Source organism: Bifidobacterium criceti, from assembly GCF_002286935.1.
Classification (GTDB): Bacteria; Actinomycetota; Actinomycetes; order Actinomycetales; family Bifidobacteriaceae; genus Bifidobacterium; species Bifidobacterium criceti.
In genome coordinates this window covers 58,604-83,631 of record NZ_MVOH01000002.1, presented here as the reverse complement: position 1 = coordinate 83,631, position 25,028 = coordinate 58,604, and the positions used below count along the sequence as shown (strand labels likewise).

General features: G+C 65.5%; 9 protein-coding genes. 4 read left to right on the top strand and 5 right to left on the bottom strand.

From position 1 onward, the window contains the following. Nucleotides 1-27: 27 nt before the first annotated feature. The 5 genes from B1526_RS00625 to B1526_RS00605 all read right to left on the bottom strand — a co-directional run bounded on the left by B1526_RS00625 (nucleotide 28) and on the right by B1526_RS00605 (nucleotide 12,952). On the bottom strand, nucleotides 28-2,550 hold the full coding sequence (locus tag B1526_RS00625; protein ID WP_235606955.1) for a DUF3488 and transglutaminase-like domain-containing protein: 2,523 nt from the start codon (nucleotides 2,548-2,550) through the stop codon (nucleotides 28-30). After that, the gene (locus B1526_RS00620; RefSeq protein WP_095614206.1) at nucleotides 2,547-3,773 is read right to left on the bottom strand and encodes a DUF58 domain-containing protein; all 1,227 of its coding nucleotides are present in this window, start codon (nucleotides 3,771-3,773) and stop codon (nucleotides 2,547-2,549) included. Before B1526_RS00620 ends, B1526_RS00625 begins: the two co-directional genes overlap by 4 nt. A gap of 124 nt (nucleotides 3,774-3,897) precedes the next feature. Beyond that, the gene (locus B1526_RS00615) at nucleotides 3,898-5,328 is read right to left on the bottom strand and encodes an AAA family ATPase (protein ID WP_095614205.1); all 1,431 of its coding nucleotides are present in this window, start codon (nucleotides 5,326-5,328) and stop codon (nucleotides 3,898-3,900) included. Between the two features lie 100 nt (nucleotides 5,329-5,428). Next, nucleotides 5,429-11,434: an Ig-like domain-containing protein gene (locus tag B1526_RS00610; protein WP_095614204.1), complete on the bottom strand. Its 6,006-nt coding sequence runs from the start codon at nucleotides 11,432-11,434 to the stop codon at nucleotides 5,429-5,431. An 87-nt stretch (nucleotides 11,435-11,521) separates the two neighbouring features. Further along, the gene (locus B1526_RS00605; protein WP_095614203.1) at nucleotides 11,522-12,952 is read right to left on the bottom strand and encodes a serine/threonine-protein kinase; all 1,431 of its coding nucleotides are present in this window, start codon (nucleotides 12,950-12,952) and stop codon (nucleotides 11,522-11,524) included. Nucleotides 12,953-13,376: 424 nt separating this feature from the next. Between B1526_RS00605 and B1526_RS00600 the strand changes: the two genes are divergently transcribed. The 4 genes from B1526_RS00600 to B1526_RS00585 all read left to right on the top strand — a co-directional run bounded on the left by B1526_RS00600 (nucleotide 13,377) and on the right by B1526_RS00585 (nucleotide 25,003). Then, entirely contained in the window at nucleotides 13,377-18,098 is a 4,722-nt protein-coding gene (locus tag B1526_RS00600) for a PD-(D/E)XK nuclease family protein (protein ID WP_162287911.1), read from the top strand. A 2-nt stretch (nucleotides 18,099-18,100) separates the two neighbouring features. After that, nucleotides 18,101-22,603 (top strand): ATP-dependent DNA helicase, encoded by a 4,503-nt coding sequence (locus B1526_RS00595; protein WP_162287910.1) that lies wholly within the window; start codon nucleotides 18,101-18,103, stop codon nucleotides 22,601-22,603. A 217-nt stretch (nucleotides 22,604-22,820) separates the two neighbouring features. Further along, the gene (locus tag B1526_RS00590) at nucleotides 22,821-23,585 is read left to right on the top strand and encodes a GNAT family N-acetyltransferase (protein ID WP_095614200.1); all 765 of its coding nucleotides are present in this window, start codon (nucleotides 22,821-22,823) and stop codon (nucleotides 23,583-23,585) included. Then, the gene (locus tag B1526_RS00585; protein WP_235606954.1) at nucleotides 23,582-25,003 is read left to right on the top strand and encodes an MFS transporter; all 1,422 of its coding nucleotides are present in this window, start codon (nucleotides 23,582-23,584) and stop codon (nucleotides 25,001-25,003) included. Before B1526_RS00590 ends, B1526_RS00585 begins: the two co-directional genes overlap by 4 nt. Nucleotides 25,004-25,028 lie beyond the last annotated feature (25 nt).

Sequence of the window (25,028 nt, the reverse complement as noted above, 5' to 3'; positions counted from 1 at the left end):
CTTCCTGTCTATGTGTCACAGCCGCCGTCATTGGTGACGGGCGTGCGAGAACCAGCGTTTCCTGTGCTTCTTCCGTGCCGTCGTGCCGTCGCCGCGCATCGTGTCGGCGTCGTCACTTGCCTCGGCCTTATGATACTCGACGGTGACATCGGTCGGTTTCATCTGGCGCACGCCGCGCAGTGAGAGCTTCGTGCGCCAGCGGCGCATGCGGGGGAGCGCCGCGAGCATCGCCGCACGCAGTTCGTCGACGCGCCGCCAATACGACGCCGCCTGTTCGTCGCTCACGTCCTGCCCGGAGAACGTCGCATAATCGGCCTGTCTGCACGCCGATTGCATCATCGATGAATCGATCTTGAGTTGTTCGGCGATCTGCTGCGATTGTTCGCGCCGTGTGCCGTGCGCGTCGATGCCGCTTTGGCGCGCGAGGACGGCGACCGACTGCCAGCCGGACGCCATGCGCATCTGCGGTTTGCCGCGTTTGCGCAACAATGCGAGCTGGAGCGCCTTGCCGAGCAGGATCGCGCCGCATATGAGCAGGAGCGCCCATACGGGCGAACCGTAGAGCGCGACCTTGCCGATGACGCGTCCGGCCTGCGCCCACTTCGACGGCTCCGGTGCCTCCGCGGCTTCGGAACCTCCGAACGACGATTGGCTCGTCGTGTTCGTCTCGTCGCGCAGCGGGTCGGTGAGCGGCAGCGGGGGCTGGCGCACGAGGTTCTGCGGGTTCGGCGGTGTGAGGTTCTGGTCGTCGTCGGGTGTCTTCGTCTCCTTCGGCGTCGGATAGAACGGCACCCAGCCGTAATGGTCGAGGTTGATCTCGACCCATGCCGTCACATCGTTGCCGGTGAAGTCGATGAGCGTACCATCGCCTTCGGTCGTTGTGCGCGCGTTCGAGATGTCGCCGTCCTTGTCCTTCGGCAGGAAGCCGAGGACGACGCGGCTCGGCAGGCCGAGTTCACGCGCCATGAGCGCCATCGCCGATGCGTACTGTTCGCTGTCGCCGACCATTTCGCCACCGAGCAGCTGCGTGAGGCGGTGGTTGCCGTGGCCCGGGCTTGACGCGTAGTCGGATCCGAGGCCATGCGAGAACCAGCCTTGCTCCCTGAGCATCGAGACGAGCTGTTGCGCCGCCTCGCCGCCGTGCGACTGGCCGCCGGCCGTCGCCGAAGCGAGCTTGCCGACCTCGTTCGGCACATCCTCGGCCTTCGGCTGGTCGATGTGCGCCGCTTCGGCTTCGGCGATCTGCTTGTCGTTCGGCTCGTCGGGGAGGATGCCCGTCTCCGTGTACGTCAGCCCCTTGTGCACGCCGTCGCGCAGCAGGCCCGAATCGGTGCCGACGTTGTAGTAGAACGCCTCCGCGTTCTTCTCGTCACCGAAACGCACCGACGTCGCCGCGCCCGCGAGCGGCAGCCAGTCGTCGCCGAGACCATCGTGCACGGTGAACTCGGCCGTGAAGCCGCGGCCGTGAGCATCGTTCCTGATCGACGTGCCGACGCGCGTATAGTTCGCCGAATCCTTCGATTCCCTCGAATCGGACAGGTTCCACACATTGCCGTCGAAACGGTCCATGACAGCGAGGCGCACCGGTGTGCCTTCGGGCAGATCGCGCACACTCAACACCGTCGTGTCGCGGTACGACTTGATGTACGCGCGCATCGTGCTCAACGGGCTCGTATAGTCGTTCGGGCTGAGCGGAGGCTCGTAATGGTCGCGCAGGATCGTGCGGTCCGCAGGCATGAGCAGGCAGCCGCCGCACGCGACGGCGGCGGCGAGCACGACGATGACGCACGAACTGACCCACCGTCCCGATTCGAACATCCGCATGCGCCACGACAGCCAGATGATGAGCGTGAGCGCGAACACGATGCCGCACGGGATGCGCGCGACGCCCGCCGACGTGCCGAGAAGCGCGCATGCGCACAACGTCGCGATCTCGATGACGATCGACACGAACGACCAGCGTGGGTCGGGCAGCAGCGCGAAGAAGCCGGCGATCGCGGTCGCCCACAGGCACAGCGTCCACACGGCGAGGAGCGCGCCCTGCGCGTTGCCGACGGGCGGCTCGATCGCGATGAGGTATTTGAACGAGCCGAAGGTCTCACGCCACCCGACGCGCAACGTCTCAAGCGATGGGACGACATGGCCGATCGTCGTGTCGTTGAGGCACACGACCGGGCCGATGACCCATTGCGCGACGACAAGGAAGCACAACTGCCACCACAGGCGCAACGCGCGGAAGACGCCCGCGAACGCGACCGCGGCGCCGATCACGGCAGCCGGGACCGCACCAAGCGCCCATTGGGCGGCAGAACCATAGACGTCGATGAGGTTCGCGGCGCACAACAACGTGACGACAGCGAGGACCGCGCACGAGACGAGCGCGGGACGCGCCTCGGTCTTCTCACGCACGACGCGGTGCGTCGGTCTGCCGGTGTTCGTCGACCAGATGACCGAATGCGTCGTCATCGCCCACGAACCGGTCTCGGTCGACGTGTGCGTACCCGTGAGCGACATGTCGGGAATCGTGGAGGGATTGGGTGCGGTGCTCATCTCAGTGCCCCCATGATCTGCGGAAGGTCGTCGAGTGTGTTGACGGTCGCCAACGTGAAACCGGGGAAGCGGCGCAACGTGCGCGGTTCGGTCGGCGTCGTCTGCAGGACAAGGCACGTCGCGCTCGGCGGCAGCGCCATCATCATGCGGCGGATGTCATCAAGCGGCTTCGCATGACCGACCGTGAAGCAATAGAACGACGCGTCGGGCGTCGTCGCGAGCGCCTCCTGCGTGAGATTGCGGTTGTCGCGGAAATCGGGTTTGATTGCGCTGCACGCGTCGAGCAGCTCCGTCGGATTGCGCGGGTTGAGGTTCGTGCGCGAGACATGCGTGTAGAGCGGACGGCCCTCGCGGAGCGCCTGAACGCCGATCGACGCGTGCACGCTCACGGCGAGCTCGAACTCGTCCTTGCTCATGTAATCATCCGGGTTCACGTCGAGCGTGACCGACGTGTCGGTGCGCCGCGTCGCCTCGTATTGGCGGAGCATGAGCGTGCGTGTGCGCGCCGAGCTGAGCCAGTGGACATGGCGCACGTCGTCGCCCGGCTCGTATTCGCGCAACCCATAGAAGTCAAGGTCGTCGTCGACGATGTCGCCGCTCGGATTGCCTTCGAGGTCACGCGGGATGCCGGCGTGGAGCGCATCGAGCAGGACGATTGACGGATGGATGTAGACGTTGAAGCGGTCGGCGAGCTCATGTTCGTGGCGCATGAGCCCGAACGGGTCGCCTTTGCGAATCGTGAGCGGGCCGACGGTGAGCACCGAGCGCGCGATCGCCGTGAACGTGACGGTCGTGTGTTTCGACTGCCGCGGCGCGAGCATCGGTATGCCGAAACGCTCATGCTCGTCGCCGAGCGGGAGGTCGGCGCGTGCGCTCGCGGTCGGCGTCGTGCCCGGATTCGAGACGTCGACTTGCACTTCGACGACATCGTTGACGTTGACGCGGTTGTCGGAGACGCTGATGACCGCGTGGAACAACGTGTTGCCGATCGACAATGCGAGCGCGGCGAGCAGCATCGTCACGACGGCGAGGCACAACGCGAGCGCTTCCACATAGCCGAGCGTGAGGTACAGCGTGAGGCCGACGGCCGCGAGCGCGATCGCCGTCCATCCGAGCGGCGAGATGTAGGCGGTGACGGCGTGCCGTACACGGCGCGTGAAGCGGTTCCAGCGGCGTATGAACGCGCGCTTGCGCTGCCGTGAGCGGACCACGGAATCGGTCATGATGAAACCTTCCGGTGAACGGGGATGTCGCGCCGGCGTGAGCGGCGCAGGGGATGGGGTGTGGACAACGTCCGGTGCCATTCCACCGTGTTGTCCACATCGGTGTGGATTGCCGGCGTGCGGATCAGTTCGCGCCGAGCTGCGGCGCGGGGATCTCGCCGAGGATGCGCGTGAGGACGTCCTCGGGTGTGCTCGACAGGAACACGGCGTCCGACGTGAGCATGATGCGGTGCGCGAGGACGGGGACGGCGAGCGCCTTGACATCGTCGGGGATGACGTAGCCGCGTCCGTCGGCGGCCGCCCAGACGCGCGCGCACCGCGTGAGCGCGAGCGCGCCGCGCATCGACGAGCCGACGGCGATGCTCTCGTCATGCCGTGTGCTTTCGATGATGCGCATGATGTATTCGAGGATCGAATCGTCGACCCTGACCTTGTTCGCGATCGCGCGCATCGCGAGGATGTCGTCGCCGGACGCGACGGCCCCGATCTCGCCCGCGCGGTCGGTGATGTTGACCTGACGCAGGATGTCGAGGCTGTATTCGGTCGACGGGTAACCGATCGTCGTTTTGATGAGGAAACGGTCCATCTGCGCTTCGGGAAGTTTGTAAGTGCCGAGTTGTTCGATCGGGTTCTGCGTCGCGATGACGATAAACGGCTGCGGCACAGGGTGCGTATGGCCGTCGACGGTCACTTTCTGCTCCTCCATGACCTCAAGCATCGCGGACTGCGTCTTCGGCGACGCGCGGTTGATTTCGTCGGCGAGGACGATCGACGCGAAGATCGGGCCTTCACGGAAGCTGAATTCGCCGGTCTTCTGGTCGTAGAACGTGACGCCGACGACGTCCGACGGCAGCAGGTCGGGCGTGAACTGGATACGTTTGAACGAGACGCGCACCGAATTCGCGATCGCGCGCGCGAGCTGCGTCTTGCCGGTTCCCGGATTGTCCTCGAGGAGGATATGGCCGCCCGCGACGAGCGCGGTCACGCACTGGCGGATCGGTGATTCCTTGCCGACGACGACTTGCGAGACGTTGTCGACAATCGCCGAGAAATGCTTCTTGAACGTCGCGATCTCCTCGTTCGTCGCCTGCCCTGTGCCGGCGACGGCGCCGATCGGCGGGAGCGTGTGCACCGTCGACGTCATGACGCTGCCGTCACGCGTGGGGAGGGGCGACGACGCGGCCGTGGACGGCGATGCAGTGACAGGGGATGAGACCGGGGACGCGGCGACGGGCGGTGTGACGACAGGAGGTGCCGTCACCGGCGCCGCGGCTGTCGCGAGGATCGTGCCTTCGTCGACTTCGATGTTGATGTCGGCGTCGTCGGCCGTGCCCGTCGTATGCGTGTGCTCGAACATCTCGCGCGTCGGCAGGTCCGGCATGACGACATGCGGCACCGACGGCGTGGGGGACGCCGCATCCTTCGCCGACGGGGACGCGAGAACCGTCTCATCGGCCGTCGCGGCGGCCGACTGTTCGACGGCCGATTCGTGCGCGCCTGCGAGGACCGTCTCCTCGGCGATCTCCTGCTTCGCGTCGTCGTTGTTGTTCGTCATCTGCTGGCTCCTTGATGTTGGTTGTCGAGATGGGTTGGATTGTGTTGGTCGATCGTGGGTTGATGGATCGTGGGTTGATGGATGATGGACCGCCGCGCCGCTACAGGAACAGCACGGTATGCCTTCCCGGCACGACGGCGCGCTGCGTATACGGGCGTATGCTGCGTTCGAGGAACGCGCTCGGCTGTGCTTCGCCGCTGTGCGACGGTGACGGCGTCGGCTCACTCGGCGATGGTGTCGGTGCCGGTTCCGGCTTCGGTTTGCGGTTCGGCGACATGTTGATCTGGCCGGTGATCGATTCGCTCAGGTCGGTGCCGTTGATCGTCGCCGTCAGCTTCCAGTGGGCATGGTCGTTCGTGGATTCCTCGACGGTGATCTCCCCCATGTTCTGGTCGTAGGGGTACGATTTGCCGTCGATTTCGAGCTGGTACGAGACGCTTTGCCCGTAGGAGTTCACTGGATTGTTGCTGATGACGGTGAGTTTGTCGCGGTCATTCTGGCTCCATGCGAGCGCGAACTTGCCCGCATCCATCGCAGGCTTCGTTTTGTACGTGTACTCATGCTTCTTCGATTCAGATGTGCCACCTTGGCCCTTGAACCGCGGGGTCACCGTGATCGCCGGGCATTGATCCCACGGTCCGATGCGCACTTCGGCGGAATCGCTCGCGCCTTTTGTGCCGGATTCCGTGCCGAACGTGAATTGCACGTCATCGACCTTGCCGCTATGCGTCCACGATGCTGTGCAGATGTTGTTGTCACGTACGCCGACGTCGTTGATCGTGACCGTTCCGGTATCCGCCGTGATATGGATCGTGTTCGACGATGCCTTCGCCTCGGACGCGCCGGATTTCGCCGGCTTGAGGATTGCGTCGACTTTGAAATCGGTGAGGTACATGTCATGCGTGATCTTGATTGGCAGTGATGCGCCGCAGGCGACGGACCCATGCCCGACGATCTCGATCGCCGAGCATCCGGCGCCGCGCAGATTGCCGGTCTTCGTCGTGACCTCGATCGTGTCCTCGTCCTTCTGCGCGACCGTGACGGTCGGCGCATCCGGATCGCCGTAGACATCGGATGTCGTCGCGGCCGCGCTCGGTTTGCCCGCGCCGATCTTGTTCGTCGCACTCACCGTGACCGAGAACTTGCCGTCGCCGATCTGGCCGTTGTCAATATCGAAGTCCATGCTTGTGCGCGTGCCGTCCGAAGCATGCTGGGCGCCGTTGACCGTGACCGTGTAGCCGGTCGGCGCGCTCGCGGTGGACTTCGGCGCGTCCCACGAGACATGCACCTTCTTGTAGCCACCGGTGACCTGGACGTGCTCAGGCGCATCGGGCACCTTGTCCGGCGTCGCGTTCACGGGCTTCGACGAGTCGGACCAGCCGACGTCGTTCTTCGCGCGCACCGTGAACGTGTATTCCGTGCCGTTCTTGAGTCCGGTGACCTGGCATGCCGTCACGGCGCCGCACGACTTCTTGCCGTCCTGCCAGCTGACCTCGTAGTCGGTGATCGGGCTGCCGTTCGCGTTGCCTGGCGTCCACGACAATGCGACGGCGCTGTCCTGCGCCTCGCCCGCGATCGGTGAGAGAATCGGCGCGTCCGGCTTGTCGACGACCGAGAACGTGTACGTCGCCGTCACCTGACGGTCCGCGCTTCCGGTCGCGTCACCGACCGTCACGAGGACGCGCGTCGACGATGCGCCGATGCCTTGCGCGGCCGTGACCGAGATCCTTGACCCCTCGACGGCGACGGTGAGCTTGCCGCCGTCGTCGGACGCCGCGGACACGATCTTGAGCGGCGTGTCGGGGAACGGGTTGTAGGCGTCCGCGAGCACGTCGACGTTCTTCGTCTCGCCGGCCTTGATCTGTGTCGTCGTGCCGTTGACACGTGCGAGCGGACGTGTCGATGCCGTCACGCGCGCGGTCACGCCCGCCTGTACGACGCCACCGTTGTCACCGTATGCGATCGAGATCGGGATCGATGCCGTCGCGCCCGGCTTCGCCGTCTTGTCGGCGCTCACGGTGAGTGTGCCGTCCGCCGTCACGCTCGACGTGATGCCGCCGCTCGTCGTGCCTCCCGCATACCTGAACTTCGCGTCCTCGTCGGATTCGGACGTGTGCGTGAGCGCGCGCAGGTCGATCGTCGTCGCCGTTTCGCCCGCGACGACGTCGACGGTCGTCGACGAGAACGTCGGCGCCGGCATCTCGTGTCCGATGACGGTGATCGGCAACGTGATGACCGACGAATTGACGATCTTGACGTTGCCTTTGCCTTCGCGTTTGCCGTCGGTCGCCGTGAATGTGATCGACGCGGGGCCGCCGTAGTCCTTCGCCGCTGTGAACTTGAGCGTCGTGTCGTTGACGTAGAGGTCGGTGTTCGCGGCTTTCGTCGCGCTCACCGAATCCTTCTCGACGACCGCCGTCTTGCCGACGCCGACGCGTACATAGTCGGCGATGTTGATCGTGATCGACGATCCGGCGTTGACGCTCAACGCGGGTGCCTTCGGACGCAGCTGCGGCGGGAACACACCGTATGCGGGCACCATGATGAACGCGGTCGATGTGATGTTGTGTTCGGTGTTCGTGACCGTGTACGGCACCGCGCGAGCCTCGTCGGTCAGATCGATCGAGACCGTCGTCTTCTTGCCGGACGCGATATGCGCATGGTCGCGCGCCGATTTGTCGACGTCGACGGCGAGCACGTCGCTCGATCCGGACGGGTTCGCGATGAACTTCGAGACGTCGACGTCGACCGACCGTTTGTCAATCGTCGCGATCGCCGGTACATGGTAGTCGTATGCGGTCGGCGGCTCGATCGGCGCCTTCGGGTCGATGTTGACGGTGAGCGTCGCACGGTCGGTCAGCCCGGCCTTGTTGCGGATCGTGTAGATGATGTAGGCGGTGCCCGCCGCGTCCGGCGTCGTGAACGAGACCATGTCGTTCGTGACGGCCGCGTCGTTGACGCCTTGCGCTTCGAGTTCCTTCTCGACGCTGATCTTGCTGTCGTCGCTTGAGACGTCGTTGAGGAGCACGGGCACCGTCGTCGCCGTGTTCGGGCGCAACGTGACCGTGTCGTCGCGTGCGTAGACGCTTGAGTTCGCGCCGCTTTTGAAGATGCCGACACGTACCGTCGCCTGCGCGCGCCGTCCCGTCCAATCCTCGACGGCGTAGCTGAATTCGTCGGTCCCCGACGAATCCTCGTACGCCTCGTAGACGAGGTAGTCGGCGCCTACCTCGCTTATGCGGCCGAGTTCCGGCACATCGTTGCCAAGGCCGAGCAGCTGCACGTCGTCGCCGTCGTTGTCGATGCCGCGCAACGTGATCGGGATGCGGATCTTCTGTCCGGCGGCGACCTGCGCCTCGACGTCCTTCGGGCTTGCGGCGCTCTTCGCGTCGGCGTCGGCGCGGTGGACGTTGAACGTGATCGTCGCGGATGCGCTGTTGCCGAGCGTGTCGGTCACGGTGTAGGTCACCGGATACGATCCGGGTTCGCCCGGCGCCTGGTAGCGCACGACGTCGGACGCGACGAAGACGAGTCCTTTGAACGTGCTCGTGTCGTATTGCAGTTTGTTGCTCAACGTGATCGTCGTGCCGTCCGAATAGCTCACATGGTCGGGCACGTCGACCGAGACGATGCCGCCGGTGCGCACGGAGACGTCGACGTTCGTCGCTTTCGGCGCGCTGCTCGCGCCGGAAAGCGCCGGCGGCTGCAGCACGATCGTGCCCGTCGATGAGCCTGCGGCGTTCGCGACCGTATATTCGATCGCGACGGGCGCTGTCGGCATCTGCACGGCCGTCAGATAGACGCGTTTGTTCGAGACGATGCCTGTTTTGACGCTTGAGTCGGCGGGGGCCTTGACGCCGGTGACGGACAGGACGCCGCCGAGTGGGTCGACGTCGTTCGTCAGTGGTTCGACGATCGCCGTGCTGTCGGCGCCGAGGAGCGCGATGTCGTTCGCGGCGACCGGTTTCGCCTCGTCCTTCGTGAGCGCCTCGACTTCGACGCGCACGAGTCCCGTCGCCGGGATTGTGCCTTGCGTCGCCGTGTAGGAGACGTAATAGGTGCCCGTCTGCTGCGCCGTGAACGTGAATCCCATGCCCGACGGGTCCGGTGACGCCGTCGTCTTGTCGGGCGCTTCGACGTCGCTTATCTTGACCGGGTCGACCGATGTGCCGTGCACATATGGTTTGAGGTCGATGTGCGTCGGCGTGTTCGGCGTCGTCTTCCTGACGACCGGGTCGATGCTCGCGGGCAGTGTATGTGCGGGGCGCACCGCGAAGTACATCGTGCCGGTGCTTGTCTCTGTGCCGTCCGAGACGGTGAGTTTGACGGTCGCGCGTCCCGAGTTCATCGATCCGGCGTTGAACGTGATCTGGCCGTCCGCGCGCGTCGAGACGGTCGCCTCCTCGGTGTTCTCGACGGTCGCGCCGACGAGTGTGAGCGGATCGCCGTCCTCGTCGATGAAGCCGCCGAGCGCGTTGCCGGTGTAGCTCGCGCCCTGTTCGACGTCGATCTGTTCGGGTGTCTCGTTCTGCTTCGGCGCATGGTTGCCGGACGCGTTGAACTTGAGGGTGACGGTCGCCGAACTCGTCTGGTCGCGTCCGTCGCTGATCTCATAGGTGAACGTCGCCGTGCCGCTCGACGCGCTGGATGCGTTGAGCTGCAGGAATCGTCCGTCGTAGATCGGCGAGATCTGGAACGAACCATCCTTCGGCGCGCTCACCGACGTGATGCGCAGCACCGAACAGTCGGTCTGTTCGTCGTTCCTGAGTACGTCGAGGATCTCATGTGAGCCGATGCGTACGCCGAATTCGTCGTCTTCGGCCTTGATCTGTCCCGATTGCGCTGAGCACTGCTTTTCGAAATTGCGTTTGCTGTTCGTTGATTCGTCGCTGCTTTCCTCGCGGTTCTGCTGTTTCGTCTCGATTTTCTTCCATTGGATCTTGATGACGCTTGTGTCGACGTCCGGATTCCACAGGTTGCCGTTCGTAACGTCATTGAGCACGACGAAACGGTGGTTGACACGGAATACAAGCTGGGATGTGCCGGTGACTTCCTCAAGGGTCTGGAATTGCGCGTCCGAGGATGGTGAGCACACTTTGATCGCGTTGTTCGCGCGCTGCGACCATGCGCCGTGCACGCAGCCGTCGAGTGAGACCGGCTGCGCCACGTCGCCTTTCGCGTCCGTTTTGAGGAGTCGTGGTTCGCCGCCCGATTTGAGTTCGGCGACCGCGAGTCCGCTTTGCGCGCCCGCGGCGACCCAGCCCTGTTGTTTGCCGTCGGCGCTCGGCGCCTGCAGCACGAGCGGGCCGGCGTCCTTGAAGACGGCGCTGCCGCCTTTGTCCCAGATGATGCGGTCGCCATCGGATATGACGGGATGGTCGCCGATCACCGTGAACGAATCGGCGCGCTGTGCGCCGTCGGCGAGCGCCGCGACCTCGCGTGGCTTGTCCGGATGTTCGACGTCGACCGCGAGGACCTTCGCGTCGCGCGGACGGTAGCCGTAGACAGTGCCGTCGTGGGCGACGACGACTTTGCCTCCGATGCCGAGTTTCATCGTCGGATCGTCGTCGACGGGGCGGATCGATTTGATGTCGTCGGCGGCACCGACCCATACGCTGCCGCGCCGCGCGTCGAACATCGCGACGGTGCCGCCGCCGACGTAGGTGCGCATGCCGTTCTTCGTCGGTGTCGCGTCGGCCATCGAGATCGTCGCCTGGTCGATCGCGGCCGTCGACGTGTCCTCGTCGAGCATCGCGACGCCGTCCGCCTGGGCGACGTCGAATTGCGCACCCGACGCCATGACGGCGACGTCGGGTTCCTTGAGCTTGACGTTGAAGCGGGCCGCTTTGCCGTCGTTGCGTGACGTCACCCACACGGTGCCGTCGTCGAGTTTGAGATGCCGTTCGGTGACCGAACTGACGATGAACGCGCCGATGATGACGGCGAGCACGGCGAACAGGCACACGACGGGCATGACCCATGGCCGCCTGCCGGTCCTGAGCACCGATTGCAGCCGTTCCTTGCGGCGTGTGTCGCGTTCGTAGCCATCGTTCGCGACGGCTGGGGGCGTGCTGCGTTTGCCGTTCATCCGTGTTCCTTCCCTCATGCCTCGAACCGTACCGGCCCGGAGCCGTCGATGTGCCCGTTTCCCGTCTTGTTCACCGTTATTTCACCGCATGGGCTGCATGCTGTCCTATTTCACCGCGCAGACGGTCGCCGGCGTCGACGACATGCGTCGGTCCTGTCTGACGATGCTCACCTGGATACACGTCTGTGCGCCATCGGACGCCGGCACGCTCACCGACGTGTCGTCGGTCAGCTGCGCGCCCGTGCTCGCCGAGTCGCCGTTGTTGATGACGGACCATGCGTATTTGTCGCCATCCTGCGGGTCGGGGTTGCTCCAGGTGAACTTCACGCCGTCGCCCGCGTATGCTCCTGACAGTTCGACGGGGGACGGCACGGCGGTGCCACCGCCATCCGTGACATCCGAATCCTCACCGTCCGATGTCGCGCCGTTCATGCCTGGGTTGACGACGGCCGCGGTTGTGTGCTGCGACCGGTCGATGTTCGGCATGATGACGGCCGCGAACACGATGCCGACGACGGCGAGCACAGCGGCGACGACCGCCGTGATGATGAGCGGCTTGCGGTGCTTCGGGGCCGGTGCCTGCGCGGTCGGCAGATTGCCTTGCACGGCCGCCGGCGCGATTGCCACACGCGCCGGGTATGGTTCGATGCCCTGCACGGTCACGGGCGTCGCATGGCCGTAGAGCTGGATCTGCGCATCCTGCAACGCGCGCGCGAATTCGACCGCCGTGAAATAACGGTCCGCGGGGTCCGCGCTGAGCGCCTTCATGAGCACCTGCTGCACGGCGTTCGGCACGTCGGGGCGGTTGATCGGCAGGACCGGCTTGTGCATGATGCACTCGACGAGCTCGTCGAGGGAACGCGGCGCATACGCGTATTCGAACGGCGATTTGCCGGCGAGCATCGCGTAGAGCGTCGCCGCGAGCGAATAGATGTCGCTGCGGTCGTCGCCCGAACCGTTCGACGCGAGCACCTCCGGCGGCGCCCACGGCGGCGAATAGCCGGTGCTGCGGTGATCGTACAGGCTCGTCGCGATGCCGAAGTCGGCGATCGCCGGCAGGCCCTGCGCGGTGATGAGGATGTTGCTCGTCTTGATGTCGCGGTGCACGATGCGGTTGCGGTGCGCGAGGTAGAGCGCGCTCGCGAGCTGCACGCCGTAGTCGAGCGTCTTGTCGACCGGGTAGGCGCCCTGCTTCGCGATGATGTCCTTGACGGAGCCGCCGGGCGCGTATTCGAAGATGATGTAGCTGCGGCCATCGCCCGTGATGCCCGCGCCGTAGACGGTCAGGATGTTCGGATGCGGGAACGACGCCATGACCGTCGCCTCGGTGCTGAATCGCGCGCCGGACTTCGGGTCGAGGTGCGTGTTGCTCACCTTGATCGCGACGTCGCGTTCGGTCGCCTCCTGCCGGTAGCGGTACACGTAGGCCGTGGACCCCTTGCCGATGACGCCCACATAGCGATATCCCTTGAGCCGTGGGGGCGTGGGGGTGGCGGTGGGTTTGCGTCCGGCCGTATGCGCGGTCACATTGGGCATGTGGCTTGTTCCCGTCCTTCGTCCTGCGCGACGTGTCCGTGCACGAACGCGTCGCCGTCCCCTGGTCGCGTCGGTGCGCACGTGCGCAAAGCATTGTTTCCTCTGATATCCCCATTGTTGCCGAAACGGTGGTCAAATGCCACGGTTGTTTTCACGATATGGAAGGTGCCGTTCCTCATACGGAAGCCCACCGTTTGCACACGTTTGCATGCAACCGCGCATGAGTGCCACTGCCCGCCATGTTCGCAGAACGGTACGCTCACGGGCTGCTCAGCGTACCGGAATGCGGAATTGGCCACACCACGGTACGGTGGGAAGGGTGCAACATGCCGCAGTGCGGAAATGGCATGCGGTATGCTGGAGCGCGGATGCCGAACATCGATCGCGGCGCGCGGGGGCGTGCGCCGCACCCAGGAGGGGCCATATGGAGACGCAGTCGTCCCAGTTCACCTGCGATCCGGATGCACAGCCGGACACCGACACGACCGTCGACGCGCATGTGCGCGCCGCGCTCGATGCGGATGCGATACGCGCATTGTTTGTCGATGCAGATGCCGACGCCGACGGTGCCGACACCGACACTGGCGCCGCGCCTGCGCGTCGCGCCGTGCTCGTCACCGGACCGCCGCGCAGCGGCAAGACGACGTTCGCGCTCGCCGCTGCGAAGGAAGCGCTCGACGTGTTCGGCGCGCAGCGCGCCGTGCTCGCCGTGTCGAACCGCCGTCTCGCCGACGAGTACACGCCCGAACTCATCCGCCACATCGGCGTGAGCACACAGGCACGCCCCGCGACGACGCTCAACGCGCTCGCGTTCCGCCTCGTCGCCGCGCAGCGCGCGCATGACGGACGCCCGTCACCGCGCCTGCTCAATGGCGCCGAGCAGGACGCGTTGCTGCGCCGTGTGCTCGCCGCGCATCTCGACCATGTGCGCTCGGGCGACACGTGCGGCACGTGCCGCCTGCTGCGTGACTATTTCCAGAACGAACGGTGGATGGCGTTCGTCGCCGACGGAGACGTCGGTGACGAGACGTCGGCGGCGACGACCGAGGCGATCCTCGAGGAAGGTGTGAACGCCGCGTTCGTCGCACAGTTGCGTGACATGCTCGCACGCATGGACGAGGTCGGTGCCGGGGCGAGCACCGAGGACGCGACGCTCGCCGCCGTCGAGAACTGCGGCATGACGGGCGAGCGCCTGCGCATCCAATGGCGCCTCGCGTACGCGTTGCGCGCCGAATACATCGAGGCGGTACGCGACGCCTATCCGGACGAATACCGCCTTGACGCGAGCTATCTGCAGGTCGCGGGCACGGTCGCCGCGCGTGGCGTCGAGGAGCATGAGCTGCCGCGCATCGTCATCGTCGACGACGTGCAGGATCTGACGCTCGCCGGTTTCGCGTTCCTTTCGGCGTTGCACGCGCGCGGTGTGCGTCTCGTGCTTGTCGGCAATCCGGACGAATCGGTCCAGTCGTTCCGCGGGTCGTACCCCGAATACCTGTTCCGTCAGATCGACGAACAACTCGATCCGGCGCATGTCACGCTCGGCTACGTGGGCGGCGACGACTATCTGCACGTCGTGCAGGCGCGCGTGAGCCTTTCGGTCGCGACGGGCGAGGAGGGGCTCCCTCCTGTCGCGCAACGCCTGGGCAAGATGCCGGCGCTTCCGGGCGCGTATCCGGTCGCGCCCGTTGAGGCCCCCAGTGGGGACACGTCGGTCACATCCGCGCTCTACCGCACGCCCGAAGAGGAGATGGACGACGTCGTGTGGCATATCAAGCGCACGTACCTCGATGCGAGGGAGGATTCGAGGGATATGGATTCCTCGGACACGTCGACCAACACGGGGGAGGGCGATGCCGTGTCGTGGAACGACATCGCCGTCATTATGCACGACAACGACGCAATCCGCGCATATGGCGAACGTCTGCGCAGGGACGGCGTCCCAGTACGGTTCTCGTCGGTCACACGTCCACTCGCCGAGGAACCGTTCGTCGAGGGCCTGTTCTCGCTCATCGAACTCGCGCAATTGCGCAACGATGGTCTCGCGCAGCGCGCGTTGCCGCTCACGAAGCTCGCCGCGTTCGTGCGTTCGCGTGTGCGCGCGGTCGTCGCGAGTCCGCTCCTCGACGTCGCGCCGAGGGCGCGCCGTGGTGAGGCGAAGGTCTACAACGCGACACGTCCCGTCGACATGCATGCGATCGACATCGCGATGCGCTCGCTGCAGTCGATCGCCGACGTGCAGGACCGCGCCGACCTGATTCGAGATGTGCGCGCACGTGAGGAGGCCGACGAGGCGCGCGTCGTGCCCGGTGACGGTCATACGGACGATATCGTCGATGTGCACGACCGCAATGATGTGGACGGTGCGGATGGCGCGTCGTCGCGCGCGTTGGGCGCGTTGCGCGCGCAATGGGCGGCGCTGCGCGACGCCGTCGCCGCCGCGCACGCCGACGCCGACCATGTGCACGTCCTCGACGACGACGCGGGTGATGATATCGGTTTCGGTGTCGACGCGATGTATCTCATGCTCGCCGAGGACGGCTCGCCCGACGTCATCGGCATCCTCGAACGCATATCCGGATTCGACGAGGGCGACGGGGCGCACGGACGCGCGGTCGGTCGCAACGCGCCGATTCGCCGTTTCGTGCGCCTATGGCGGTATGTCGCGACGCTCGCCGAACGGCTGCGCACATTGACGAAACAGGATGCGGCGCAGCCGAGGTTCGCGCTTGAGGCGGCGTGGACGGTGTGCGGTGTCGCATCCCATTGGCAGCGCCTCGCGTTGTTCAACACACCGACGGGGCGCGCCGCGAACGACCGCCTCGACGTAGCGATGCGCCTGTTCGACTATGTCAACCGCAACGGCACGCATATGTCGATTCCGGCGTTCATCGGACAGGTGCGCCAATTGCAGATCGAGGCGGATTCGCTCGCGAAGACGGCGCCGCTCGACGAGGCCGTCACGTTGGCGACGCCCGCGGGCGCGGTCGGCAGGCACTGGAAGCATGTGTGGCTCCCGGGCGTCCAGGAGGGCGTCTGGCCGAACCTCGCGGCACGCAACACGATGTTCGGCGGCGAGGACCTCGTCGACATCCGCCTGTACGGCACGCTCGACGCGTTGCGCGAAGTGCGGATGGGCCAACAGGACCCCGCCGTGCTGGAAGTGCTCGGCACCGAGCAGAAGGGCTTCCTCGTCGCGCTCACACGCGCCGACGCCCATGTGCATGTGAGCGCGACGCTCAACGACGACATGGTGCCATCCGAGTTCCTCTACAACTACATGCCCGAGCGCTACGACCGCGACCGCGACGCGAAGCCCGAACGGCGCGTCTATACGCCGACGGGCGGCGACGGCGGCACCGTGCTCGACGCGGATGTGCGCGGCATCATCGCGCTCGCGCGCGAACGCCTCGCCACATCAGGCCCCGCGAGCAAAGAAGGCGAGGATGCGATCCGGACGCTCGCATTGCTCGCGACCAAGGGATACGCGGACGCAGGTCCCGGCAATTGGCCGTTCCTCGACATGTGGGGCGCATACGAAGCCCCGTCCAAGCAAGAGGATGCGCAGGATACGGCGGCGCTGAAGGCGGATGCAGGCAAGGAAGACAAAGACAGCAAAGACGGCAAGGACGCGAGCCATGCGTTGCGCGCGTCGATCCCACGCATCTCGAACCGGCCGTTCGTGCCGGCCCACCGTGCCGACAACGCCAATGGTGCCGACAACGCCGGGGGCACCGGTACGAAGCCGCATGAGCACGATGGCACCGGGCAGCCACCGACCGTCACATTGTCGCCATCCACGGTCGACGCGCTGTGGGCGTGCCCGGTGTGTGCGCGCATGGAGAGGGAGTTCTTCGGACCCACGGTGCAACCATTCACACTCGATTACGGTTCGATCGTGCATGCCGTGCTCGAACATGCGACCGAGCTTGGCTGGGACACACCCGAATACCAGGAGCGCATCGCGATCGACGACGCCGACCTCGCCGAACGGTTCCGCGCGCCGTCGCCCGACTACGCGACATGGGACGAGGTCGCCGGGCTGCGCGCCGCGAGGATCGCCGAGCTGATGATCGCGTACTATGAGACGCTGCGCATCGACCCGGAGACATTGCGCGACGATGCGGAACGCTACAACGCGACATTGCGTGACGAAAAGACGAAACAGACGTTGCTCAACGTGGCCGACTATTTCGTGCGCTCGAACATGCCGATCTACGAGCAGGGCCCCGATTCGACCGAGACGATCACCGTGCCGCCGACGGGACGGCAGCGCAAACCGCAACAACAGCAACGCCCACGCCAATACACGCATGCGAGCATCCCGACGGTCGGCACACTCGTCGACGCGGAACCGGAGGTCTCGTTCGACGCGTGCTTCACGCTCGCGGACATCACGGCGGCGTTCAACAAGGCGACACGGTTGCAGGTCGACGGCGAGCAGCTCGCCGCCATCATGGGCGCGCTCATCGGCGGCTGGCCATGCGCATGGGACCACGATATGCGCATCCGCCTGACGGGACGCATCGACCGCCGCGAGACGCGCCGTGACGAAGCCGGCGCGCTGTCATGGCGCCTCATCGACTACAAGACAGGCCATGTGCACGGACGGGGCGAGAACTTCAGCGACCTGCAGCTCGTGTGCTACCAGCTCGCGATGCGCTTCCCGCACACCGAGGACGGCGGTGCGGGCGAACGGCTGCCGGTCTCGCGCGCCGCGCTCTTCGACGTCTCGCATGTGACCTACCCGTCCTCGAAGCAATCGAAAGCGGAAATGCATTATCAGGAGCCGCTCTTCGCAGGGGACGGCATCAACGCCGGCACACCGTCCAAACGCGCCGATCCGATGAGCACCTACACGGTTTCGCAGATCTCGGTGCTGTTCCCTGATATCAAGACGGTCGGCGACCTCAAGACGCCTGACGTCGACGACCAGGTGTGGGAGACGCTCGTCGCCGGCGCGTCGTCACATACGCTCGTGTGGTCGCTCACGATGATCGCGCGCGTGTTCTACGCGGCCGCCGCGAGCCTCGCGGACACGATCGACGCGCATCCGACACAGGCCCATCTCAAACACTGCGGCGACAAACCGATATGCCCGGCGTGCGCCGAGAAACTGCAGACGATCTACGAAACGAAGGGAATGTGACGATGGCGCACGACGAGGAACCACAGGAGACGAAGAAGACACCGAGCGCGCAGCAACGCGCGATCATCGACGCGTCCGCCGACGACGACCTGCTCGTCGTCGCGGGCGCCGGATCGGGCAAGACGTTCACGATGACGGAGCGTATCATCGCGCTCATCGCACCGCCGAACAATGTGCCACCCGAACGCATCCTCGGATTGACGTTCACGAAGAAGGCCGCGTCCGAACTCCTCACACGCGTGTCCGCGGCGGTCACGAAACGCGCGCCTTCGCGCACATCGTCGTTCATGAAACCGGACGTGTACACCTATGACGCGTTCTTCCAGACGATCGTACGCCAATACGGCCTCCTCGTCGGCTTCGACCAGCAGACGCAGCCGCTGAGCGAAGCGGGCGCGCGTCAGCTCATCGCGACGACGGTCGGCGAACACATCGACATCGTGCACGACAGCGGCATCGAATTCACGAACTTCAACGCGATCGTCGATGGCGTCTACGCGTTGTCCGCGAACATCTCGAGTGCGATGATCGGCGGCACATGCGACAGCGTGGAGAAGGCAGTCGAGAGGATACGCACATGGGACAAGGCGTTCCTCGACCTCATCGACGCGATGGACATCGATTTCGACGCGGTGCCCGACGAGGAGCCCACTGTGCCCGACCTGTCGCCATCGTCGAAACGGTACAGCAAATACCAACGCGACAACAGGAAGAAAACGAACGGCGAACCGTACGCGCAAGCCGAACGCACGAATGCGAAAATCGACCATTGGCGTGACACGATCGAATCGTTCCATGTCAAGCAGATGCGCGACGCGACACGCAAACGCGAACTGCTCCTTACACTTGTGCAGTGGTATACGGATGCGAAACGGCGCAACCATATGGCCGAATTCAGTGATTTCACCGTCGCCGCGTACCAGCTCGTCACACGGTTCCCATCGATCGGCGAACGCTACCGCCGCCGCTACACGCATGTGCTCCTCGACGAATACCAGGACACGTCCACGACACAGGCGATGCTGCTCGCGAAACTGTTCTCAAGCGAGGACGGCAAGTCGGCCGTGAACGCCGTCGGCGACCCGTTCCAATCGATCTACGCGTGGCGTGGCGCGAGCCCGGGCGCGTTCCGCATGTTCCAGCGTTCGTTCGGCCTTGATGACGACTACGAACCGTTTGCGCTGTCCGAAACGCGGCGCAACTCGGTCATCGTGCTCGACGCCGCGAACAATCTGACAGCCGCGTTGCGCGGGGTGGGGGACGATGGCAGCAGCGTCGGCGTGCGCGAAGTGGACGTGTGCAAACTCTCGGTGCCGCACGACGGCGCGACACCGATACACGAAGGCACGCTCGGCGTGCTCGGCTATGCGACGCGCGGACAGGAGATCGACGGCGTCGTGCGCTTCGCGCAACAGGCGATCGCGAAACACGAACACGATGACCCGACGGGCGGCGCACGCCCGCACGTCGCCGTCCTGTTCCGCGGCAAGGCGCAGATCCCGTATTTCCAGGCGGCGCTTGAGGAAGCCGGATTGACGACGTTCGCAGTCGGCACGTCGTCGCTCCTCGAACAACCCGAAGTGCTTGACGTGCTCGCGCTCATGCACGTCGTCGCCGACCGTTCCGACGCCGCATCGCTCATGCGGCTGCTCGCGACGCCGCGCTTCGGCCTCGGCGCGGCCGACCTGCGTACGCTCGCGCGGATGGCGGACGCGCGCAACACCGACTACCGGTACCGTACGCTCATCGAAGCGGGCGCGATCGAGGACACGGCCGCCGACGACGCGGCCGCGCGCCGCAGGATCGTGCGCGACCATGCGCGCGAAGTGCCAAACGCCATATTCGCCGCCGATCTGCTCATCGACGACGACGCCGACCACACGATCGAACATTCGCCGATATCCGACGCGGGCAAGCGCGCGCTCCACCATGCGGGCGCCGTGCTGCGGCATGTGCGGCAGAGCGCGTACGGTCCGATCGAGGACGTCATGCGCGCGACCGTCGAGGCGCTCAACCTCGACATCGACCTGCTCGTCGCCGACGCCGAACGCCGCCATGCGCACGGCGATGGGCGGGACACGGGCAACGACGGCGCATGCGGCACAACGGCCGTGCGTGCGTCGATCGACGCACTGTTGCGCACCGTGCAGACGTATGTCCAGGAAATCTCGACGTCGCTCACGCCGACGTTGCGCGGGTATCTGTCGTGGATCGACGCGCAACGCTCGATCGACGAAGGCGCCGCGCCGATGCCGGACACACCCGTCGACGTCATCCTGATGACCGTGCACCAGTCGAAGGGCCTCGAATGGGACGCCGTCGCCGTCGTCGGCCTGCAGCGCAACAAGTTCCCGTCGAACCAAGGCGAGCGCCTCAGCGTCGAAGTCGAGGACCTGCCGGGCGTCGAACCAGATGGGGATCAGCAGGACGCCGAAGTCGAAGAGCTGATTGGGCAGATCGGCGCGTGGACACCGCCGCGCTACACGGCGCGCGCACACACATGGATCACCGACCCGTCCGCCGTGCCCGTGCCGATGCGCACCGACGCGGCGATCCTGCCCGCCTTCCCCGGCAACGCGCGGAAGGTCGCGGGTTCGAACGACTACGATCCGATCGCGGCGCTCGCGAACGACGACGAAGTCGGACTGCTCGACGACGACGTCTTCGGTTCGCTGCGCGAATACACGATCGTCAACGATCCGCAGTTCCCGCAGCACGCGCGCGAACTGTGGGGCGAGGCGGACCTGTGGACGATGCCGCAGACCGAGGAGTTCGGACGCAGGCTGTACGCGGACGAACGCAGGCTCATGTATGTCGCGCTCACGCGTGCGCGCGACGAGGCGCTCCTCACCTACAGTGAGGACGCGTCGCTTGCGCGCACGCTCGAGGACGCGGCCGCCGCGCGCGCCGACGTCGCACAACACGCGGTCGCATGCGCCGCCGGCTACGGCGACTGGACGACGACACACGCCGACAACATCGTGCCGCCGTACACGGCGTCCGCGTTCTGGCAGGAAGTGCACAGTTCGCTCATGTTCGACGTTTCATCGCATGCCGCCGCGTACGCCGCACATCGTACGGCGCGCACCGCGCATGAGGCCGCGGCGCTCGATGATGCGTGGCTTGCGGCGATGCATGAGCCATCGTTCATCGCGCGCTACAACATGGCGCGTGCGGCGCGCGAACGCGTCGAGGACGCCGAGATGAGGATTGAGGCCGCCCAAGCGGCAGGTGTCGGCAAAGACGAACTCGACGCGCTCAACGAGACGCTCAAAGGGCTCAAGGAGCAGGCATACGAATGCGCGTTCGTGATTGATGCCGACGAGATTCCGGCGACTGCCCCGCAGATGTGGACACTTGACGAGATCGGTGAGGCGAGGCCGACGGGATACTTCGTCGGCGAACACGCGCAGGAGTTCGCCGACGCCGTCGTCGGCGACGCGTGGAACACGCCGATCGATGAGGAGGATGGTGCCGTGCGGCGGCCGTGGCCATTCACGTTGAGCGCAAGCCTCGCCGAACGGCTGCGTGCGGGCGCCGATGAGATCGGCAACGCGATGGACCGGCGTGTGGGCAAGGATGGTGCACAACCGGCGGCGACGTCGGAACAGCACGACGTGGAGCGTGGTTCGCTCTACGACCGCGCAAGCGCGCTCATCGACGACGCGAGCTTCGGCGCGCTGCCGGACATGCCGCAGGACGAGCTGCTCAAGCTGCTTGAGGACAAGGCGCGCCGTGCGTTGCGCAGCCAGCGCATGAACGCGACGGCGCTCCAGCGCGGCCATGCGATCGGCGGCCACAGTGGCAAGAACAGTGGCAAGCACAAAGACGGCAACACAGACAACAACAACGCGTATGAGCGTTTCGACGTCATCGCGGGCATCCTGCGGCCGGTTCCGTCGATGTCGTCGCCGTACGCCGAGGAAGGCACACGGTTCCACGCGTGGGCGGAGGCGTTCGTCAACGCGGGCATTGATGACGGCGGTTCGCGTGCGCGGCTCATCGGGGACGTGGAACGCGCACTCGAGGAGACGGCCGACGACACGGCATCGTCGGACCATCGATTCGCCCTATGGCAGCGGCGGCTCATCGACTCACCGTGGGCGTCGCGCACGCCCTACGGCGCCGAACAATCGATCGTCGTCGCGCTCGACGGCGTCGACAACCTCGTGCAAGGCAAACTCGACGCCGTGTTCGTCGGCGGCATCGATCCACAGGACACGTCGAAACTGTTCACCGTCGTCGATTGGAAGACAGGACGGCGCCCACGTACACCTGAAGAGGTCGCGGAGAAACTCAAACAGCTCGACTTCTACCGGCTCATGCTCGCGAAGGAACGCGGCATACCGCTCGACGCGGTCGACGGCGCGCTCTACTACGTCTCCGAACAGGACGCGGACGCGCGGCAAATCGACGCCGAACCGAAGGACGAAGCCACGATCATCAACGAAATCCGCGACGGCATCGCATTCGAGGACGACGACGGCAACGTCGAACGCCACTAGGCCGCAGGCGTACACCGTGAGCCAATCGACGCCGCGCACTACACTGATGCGCTGAACGTACGGCAACGGGGCCGCCGGGCATATGCGCCGGCGGCCCCGCGCACATCAGGACGGCACGGACGGCGCAGGGAAACGCACTGCGCGGTGTGCGCGGCGCCGCTTCGGCATGCGTGGGCGGGCACACATGCGCACAGCGAACATATGAAGGAGCTCGCACATGTCCCCGAACGACGCACCCACAACGAACATCCAACGCACCACCGGCACGTCAACGAACGGCGTGCACTATCGCGCGATGCGCTGGGAGGACCTCGACGACGTCACCGCGTGCTTCGACCGCGTCTGGCCGCAGCGCGAAGGCATCGCGGGCACACCGCTCGCGCTGCTCATCGCGCGCTATCTGACGCTTCACTACGTTGAACAGGGCACATGGGCGAACATCGCCGAACTCGGTGACGGCACCTTCGCCGGCATCACACTCGTACGCGTTGAAGGACATCCCACACTCTTCCCGCAGGCGCACGACGCGCTCGAGGAGACGCGCGCGCTCATCAACGCCGACCCACGCGGCGCGCAGATGCTCGACATGTTCGAACACGGTTTCTTCGTACGCGAAGACATCCTCGAAGAGGACAGCGACGTGCGCGCGGACACCCAGGCCGAACTCGAACTGTTCATGGTCAACCCCGACGTGCGCGGCCACGGCGTCGGACGCGCCCTGTGGGAGGATCTGCTCGGTGCGCTGCGCGCGATGGGAGTGCGCGCGTTCTTCCTGCACACCGATTCGAGCTGCGACTACGGCTTCTACGACCACAAGGGGCTCGTGCGCGTCGCCGAACGGATCGCCGCCGACCACCCCGAAGACGCCGACCTCACCGAAGGACTCAACACCGACGACCAATACATCTACCGCGCCGACCTCAACAACACCGCGCTCACAGGCGCGCTCAACCCCGCACAGGACGAGGTGCGCGGAGCATGAGCGGGAAGACAACGACGACACCGACGACACGACAGCGTTCGCCATACGCGCGCATGTTCGCACTGCCTGGGGCGAAGGCGTTCTGCCTGTCCGCGGCGCTCGCGCGGCTGCCGATGAGCATGATGAGCCTCGGCATCGTTCTCGCGCTCAACCACCTGTACGACAATTGGACGATCGCCGGTTCGATGAGCGGCGCGTACATCCTCGCCGTCGCCGCCGTCACGCCGTTCTACGCGCGCCTGTTCGACCGCTTCGGCCAGCGCAAGGTCGGGCGCGTCGCGCTCACCGTGCAGGTCGTCGCGATGCTCACGTTTGCATTCGCGGCGCTCGCGCGCGTGCCGATACCACTGTTGTTCGCACTCGCGCTCATCATGGGCGCGACGCAGTTCTCGTTCGGTGCGCTCGTGCGCACACGGTGGACATATCTCCTCGAACGCACCGATAATATGGACCTCCTCAACACCGCGTACGCGCTCGAATCGGCAATCGATGAAATCATATTCATCTTCGGACCGATCCTCGCGGCGACGCTCGCGACATCGGTGCATCCGGTCTCACAATTGTTCGTACCGACCGCCGCGTGCGCGATCGGCGGCACCGTCTTCTTCTCACTCAAACGTTCGGAACCGCCTGTGCTGCGCGTCGTCGAGACGAACCCCGTCGCCGCCGACGATATGGAACTGCGTATCGCGCGCGGCGAATTCGATGTGGACGGTACGACGGCGAATGCGGGCGTCGCGGCAGCCGAGGGCGCCGCGTTGCAGGACACGATGCGCAAACGCAACGCGCTCGCCGCGTCGTCGCGCACGACGACCCGCAATGTGCTGCTGTATGCGGGCATCCTCCCGCTCATGCTCACGTTCATCTGCTTCAACATGAGTTTCACGACGTTCGACGTGTCGATCACGGCCGCGATGGAACATGACCACCTCGACCGTTTCCTCGGACTGCAGCTCGCGATGATCGCCGTCGGTTCGTGCATCGGCGCGTTGTATTTCGGTTCGCGGCAGCACCGCGGCCCCCATTGGCGGCGCATGATCGTGTGCCTCTCGATCCTCGTCGTCGGTTTCGCGTGCATGCGCGCGACGATGGACAACTATTTCGCGCTCGGTGCGGTCGAACTGCTCGCAGGACTCGTCGTCTCACCACTGTTCGCGACGGGCAACCTCATCGTGCGCGAAACAGTGCCGGAGCAGTCGCTCACGGAAGGACTCTCATGGCTCACGACAGCCGGCCAGATCGGCGCGTCGCTCGGTTCGCTCCTCGGCGGCGTCATCCTCGACCATCTCGACTCCCACGCGGGCGTCATGATGACATGGGTGTACACGGCCGCCGCGATCCCCTTCGCCCTCTTCGGATGGTGGGTCTTCACGCACAAAAACGCCGATATCGAACAAGAACGCGGCGACACCCTCTGACCCCGACCACCTATCCGCACGACGG

Coding starts and splice junctions, on each gene's coding strand:
- B1526_RS00610 (WP_095614204.1), bottom strand. CDS start 11,434: ATGAGGGAAGGAACACGGATGAACGGCAAACGCAGCACGCCCCCAGCC.
- B1526_RS00585 (WP_235606954.1), top strand. CDS start 23,582: ATGAGCGGGAAGACAACGACGACACCGACGACACGACAGCGTTCGCCA.
- B1526_RS00605 (WP_095614203.1), bottom strand. CDS start 12,952: ATGCCCAATGTGACCGCGCATACGGCCGGACGCAAACCCACCGCCACC.
- B1526_RS00600 (WP_162287911.1), top strand. CDS start 13,377: ATGGAGACGCAGTCGTCCCAGTTCACCTGCGATCCGGATGCACAGCCG.
- B1526_RS00615 (WP_095614205.1), bottom strand. CDS start 5,328: ATGACGAACAACAACGACGACGCGAAGCAGGAGATCGCCGAGGAGACG.
- B1526_RS00590 (WP_095614200.1), top strand. CDS start 22,821: ATGTCCCCGAACGACGCACCCACAACGAACATCCAACGCACCACCGGC.
- B1526_RS00625 (WP_235606955.1), bottom strand. CDS start 2,550: ATGAGCACCGCACCCAATCCCTCCACGATTCCCGACATGTCGCTCACG.
- B1526_RS00620 (WP_095614206.1), bottom strand. CDS start 3,773: ATGACCGATTCCGTGGTCCGCTCACGGCAGCGCAAGCGCGCGTTCATA.
- B1526_RS00595 (WP_162287910.1), top strand. CDS start 18,101: ATGGCGCACGACGAGGAACCACAGGAGACGAAGAAGACACCGAGCGCG.